The organism is Acetobacter tropicalis (assembly GCF_001580915.1).
Taxonomy (GTDB): Bacteria; Pseudomonadota; Alphaproteobacteria; order Acetobacterales; family Acetobacteraceae; genus Acetobacter; species Acetobacter tropicalis.
Map to the genome: position 1 here is coordinate 1 of NZ_LHZQ01000118.1, position 4,492 is coordinate 4,492.

A 4,492-nucleotide genomic window follows, 5' to 3' on the forward strand; every position below is an offset into this window, starting at 1 on the left:
CGGAGACTATCACAGGTCAGAGTTAATGTGACAGCACCATTTGAGCAGTGTCCTTTAGGTACTTCCGCCGCTGCGCCTTTGCGTACTCGGCACTCATATTGTTGAGTGCGTTCTTTTGCTCGTAGGTCACACGCACAGTCGGTGGATCGTCAAGTAGTGTGACCACGCCATCTTTCTGGCGAGCCAATGCCTGGACTACTTCGGCTAGGTCATCGGGGCTGACGATCAACGGTGAATCGACCGGATCAATGTCAGCTTCCCCTGCAACCTCGGGGAAGCGCTTCAACCAGATTTCTAGTTGCTCCAGTCCGCAGAGATAGATCGACGAGGCGGGAACGGTGCACTGAGACGCGATGTAGTCGCGTATCTCGGTTTCGGCATTGCCTGACAGTCGTCGGTTGGCGAACAGCATGTAGTGATCGAGCTGCTTGGCTTCACGCAGTTTCCTGACGCGGGGAATTTCTTTGCCCAGCACAGTGTTCGCGGTCGTCGTGCTGAAGAAATCAGACTCGGAGAAGTTACGGTTATAGCCGTTGGTATGCTTGGCCTGGACGATGGTAGTGCCGACCCACGGCGCTGACTTGCTCGGGTGTAGTTCCGCTGTCCCGATGAACTTGGCATCGCGCCCACCATCAGGTCCTTTTGCGAAGCCCTGAACGGCAGCACCAAGCAGCCGCTGACATAAAAGAACGACTAAGGTCTCGAATTGACCATCGTTCATGTCTTCGTAGGCGAATTTCATTGGGCTCCCGTTCCCTTTAGCTTGCTAACACCTCAGTGCTTGTAGATTGTCGTTCGCGACACCCCGTAATCGCGCGCCAACTCGGTAACACCAGTCTTCGGGTCAGCAACGCTTTAATATGTCTGATCTGCTTGGTGTTCAACTTTGGCTTCCTGCCGCCCATGCGACCATGCGCACGCGCTGCGGAGAGACCGGCGGTTATCTCCGGATGGTCGTACCCAACGGCCACGCTCGGATGGCAAGGGCGGACCAATCAAATCTCAGGATGATCGTATAGACCTTTTGTCAACGCGACCTAGAAGAAGAGGGAGGTGGCGTACTCTGGCCGGATGACCGTTACCCTCGGCGGTAAAGTCTCAAACTCGGCCTATCGACTTGAGCTTAGCAATGTCGGCTTTTAGGAAACTCTCCCAAGCGTCTGTATGACCGGCATGAGGGCGTAAGCTGACGGAGTGGCTCTGAAGCAAGATTGCCGACACAATACACCATTTGGTGTGTAGCGCCTTGTGTCTGTTTTATCGTTAATCAATGGGTTTCTATCATTATCTTCTGCATTTTTATCGCGATTAAGTGGTTTTTTCGGCGACAAAACGGCAGTCAGCGGCGGATTATCATTATCTCCTGGTTTTCGACAATTCCCCGCCCGGGTGGTGCTGTCAACCTACTTCCGACAAGAAACATTAACGCAAGTAGGTATGGGGAAGGGGGCTGATTTCCAGAAAAAGACGGAGTTTGAACCTAAGCACAGCATAACGTAATCTGCGCCACGTTCCCTGCATCAGGCGTAGCCTAGCTGCTGCATGTGTATCAATATTATTTAAATGAAGCCGTGCTGGAGTGTCTGTGGATGTCTAAAACCTCATGACATAGGGAAGCACTCAAAAGGTATAATTTATGGTTAAATTTGCAATGGATGGTATATTCCAGATCTATGTAGGTCATCAATACTGTTTCCGGGCAGGAATAGACAAATACATATGTTTATTAATATTTCTGCCCAGTTCTATTTCCTTGCAGTTAGAGGCGAAGCTTCAATAGAATGAAGGAAATGCGCTCAGCCTTTCGAGTTACATATTGTGATGTTGAATGCTATACCAAAACGCCAATCCAAAACATTTAGATAGGCTTTCCTTTATTACAAAAAGAAGGAGCGTCAGCTCTTTTGCATTCGTAATCAACCATAGCCGCATCACAGCTTCGTTGAGCATGACCTTGCAGGACGTCCTGGATTTCCTGCCATGTCATAGCTATGCCGATGGGACTTCTGAGAGGATTAGCGAGAGTACAGGAACGTAAATAGGCCAATAGAGGAGTACCTAATTCGCCAGCCCATTTGTCCATATAGACTGGTCCCTTATCAGAGCTCAACCCAGCCATTGCCAAAATCCCATGGAGTGCATCTGAACGGTAAATAAACCCTTGGTGGAATATAATTAGTCCGTTATCTAAACTTGAGTGTTTGTGTGTGTGTATAAAAAGCGGGACGCAGGCCGAACCACACGACCCTTCTGCGAAAATAGTGATTTCTATCCCGCGCTGATTAAGTAGAGTGGCTATCTTCTCTGCCGCATGCCCATCACCGCCAGGGCTATTGATCGCCAATGTCGTGACTTTGTGCCCTAATCCAGTATTAAGCGACGCATCCAGATTCTTGTAAGCGCTCTCTGTAATTGGCCCGTCGAAAATCAAACTTCCCATTCCGAGCCACATCAAAGACGTCGCTGGCAATTTATGATCGAATTCATTTGATTTCGACTCGGCTTCGAACAATGCAAACGATGAAAAACAAACAAACACAATAATAAATGTTGATACAACTAGAGATAAAAAATAGAATCTAACATCACGTTTAAGTATACGTATGAGATTGTGTTGTTCTCGAATGGTCTGCAACATATCAGTCTCAGTTTCTATATGAGACCCAATGTTAGGTATTTTCTCTTCACTCATGGTCTAACCCAATCTTACAGAAAAGCGTCACCGGCTTAAGATAAGTCCTACTCTTTAGCTCCGATTAAGCCTTTTATATCTGTTTTCGTTGCCTTTACAAACGTAAAGGCATAAATAGATAATGTGTTTGTTGGAGGACACATCATGGCTTCAATCAACCTGCGCATCGATGACAGTCTGAAAAAGGCTGCTTACGATCGTCTGTCAGAACTCGGCGTAACCCCGTCTGACCTCATCCGCCAGACATTTGAATATGTTGTCGCCACAGGCAAGCTCCCCGTCCGTCGCACTGTTGTATCGGATGACGATCTGGAGCTCCTTGCCGTCGTTCGGGAGCGCCTTGCCTCGCCTGAACCGTCTATTCCAGTCTCATTGGACGATCTGTGACCCGCTACGCGCTCCATTTCGACCCACGGGCCAAACGCGAATGGGATAGTCTGGACGGAAGCGTCAAGATCCAGTTCAAAAAGGCGCTGGCCAAACGGCTGGATGACCCTCATGTTGTATCAGCTGAATTGTCGGGTGACCTGAGAAGTTGCTATAAAATCAAACTTCGGGCTTCAGGATACCGCCTGGTGTATCAGGTTCATGACGGGAAACTCATAGTGCTGGTTGTTGCGATTGGGCGCAGGGATGCCAATGAGGTTTACGACGATGCAACCCGCCGCGTCTGAGCATGTTCCGGACAACCTCAGTCAAACCTCCTTACGGTAAGTTGTACGAAAGCCTCACCCAGACGGCTCTGGCCATAGGCAGACTTGATCAGCGCCTGCATCATCATCCTCTCCTCCCTGCAATCCTGTTTCGGGAGCAGCTGGAAGCTGCAAGAGCCTGTGCAGCAGTTGATGGTCATCTCATAGATCCGTGGCGGTTGGCGGCGGAACTCGAAGGTTTGAGATCAGTATCGCTTGGCTGTGATATGTATGAGCGTGGAACGTCAGTTAACGCTCTCCACGCTGCATTTGAGCAATATCAATGGTTGGTTCGGCCAACTGACACCCAACGCAACGCGATAGAAGAGGCTTCAGGTTGGCTCACCAAATATAGTGTCAACTCAGGCCCCCTTCTTGGCTCTGCCCGCGCCTTTCACGCCTGGATAGAAGCAGGACATGCTCGTGCTCCAATGCGCGCCGCTTTGATCCGCCACTGGCGCGTGACCAATGTTCTTCATTTTCCGCTTCCCCTTGTTGGAGCGAGATCCTTCGTACCAGAAGCACCTTGGAGCCCAACAGCATGGCTCCCTTTTTTCCTGAACTGTCTGAATGAAGAAGTCGCTGCCGTTGAGGATCGCATACGGACTTTAGAACAAAGCTGGCGTCAGGCCAGATTGAAATCGGGTGGGCGACGTCGCACTTCGCGCGCAGACAAGGTCATAGATCTGCTCGCAGCCTATCCAGTGGTCTCGGCAACACGCCTCTCGGCCGAGCTCGGCCTGTCGCTGAAAGCTGCCTACATCTATCTGGAACGTTTTCTGGAAATGGGGCTGATTGTTGAAGTCACGCATCGCGCGGCACGACGTCTGTTCGCACTGAAAGATCTGGAACCTCTCCGCGAGATCGTCCGTCCTCCCAAAAGGCCCCAACCGGGCAGGAAACGAGGGCGACCGGGAAAAAAAGAAAGTCAGGAAACTTGTCCTCCAGAAGAGAACGTGGACATCCGGCCAGTAGAGCCGGCGCCCACGTTTGCTCCCATCAATTATGAGGAACTGGAACGTGCGATAGATCACGCAGAACGTGTGATCAGACGCCATCGGCCTGATTAGGTGTTGATTTTCACTGAGAACTGATGGTGTGGACGGCT

Annotated in this window: 5 protein-coding genes; 3 read left to right on the forward strand and 2 right to left on the reverse strand. The window is 50.4% G+C overall.

Annotated features, from left to right (window positions below; all coding sequences use genetic code 11):
* Nucleotides 1–22 precede the first annotated feature (22 nt).
* Both AD944_RS01195 and AD944_RS01200 read right to left on the reverse strand, forming a co-directional pair.
* Nucleotides 23–742, reverse strand: a complete 720-nt coding sequence (locus AD944_RS01195; RefSeq protein WP_082741305.1) for an ABC-three component system protein — start codon at nucleotides 740–742, stop codon at nucleotides 23–25.
* 1,116 nt (nucleotides 743–1,858) lie between these two features.
* The gene (locus AD944_RS01200; protein WP_045543214.1) at nucleotides 1,859–2,692 is read right to left on the reverse strand and encodes a hypothetical protein; all 834 of its coding nucleotides are present in this window, start codon (nucleotides 2,690–2,692) and stop codon (nucleotides 1,859–1,861) included.
* Between the two features lie 144 nt (nucleotides 2,693–2,836).
* Here AD944_RS01200 and AD944_RS01205 point away from each other — a divergent pair, with 144 nt between their 5' ends.
* The 3 genes from AD944_RS01205 to AD944_RS01215 are packed head-to-tail and all read left to right on the forward strand — an operon-like array spanning nucleotide 2,837 to nucleotide 4,454.
* Entirely contained in the window at nucleotides 2,837–3,079 is a 243-nt protein-coding gene (locus AD944_RS01205) for a type II toxin-antitoxin system RelB/DinJ family antitoxin (RefSeq protein WP_045543213.1), read from the forward strand.
* Entirely contained in the window at nucleotides 3,076–3,366 is a 291-nt protein-coding gene (locus tag AD944_RS01210) for a type II toxin-antitoxin system RelE family toxin (protein WP_045543212.1), read from the forward strand. The genes AD944_RS01205 and AD944_RS01210 overlap by 4 nt, the downstream gene beginning before the upstream one ends.
* Before the next feature lie 2 nt (nucleotides 3,367–3,368).
* Nucleotides 3,369–4,454 (forward strand): Fic family protein, encoded by a 1,086-nt coding sequence (locus AD944_RS01215; RefSeq protein ID WP_045543211.1) that lies wholly within the window; start codon nucleotides 3,369–3,371, stop codon nucleotides 4,452–4,454.
* The last annotated feature ends 38 nt before the right edge of the window (nucleotides 4,455–4,492 follow it).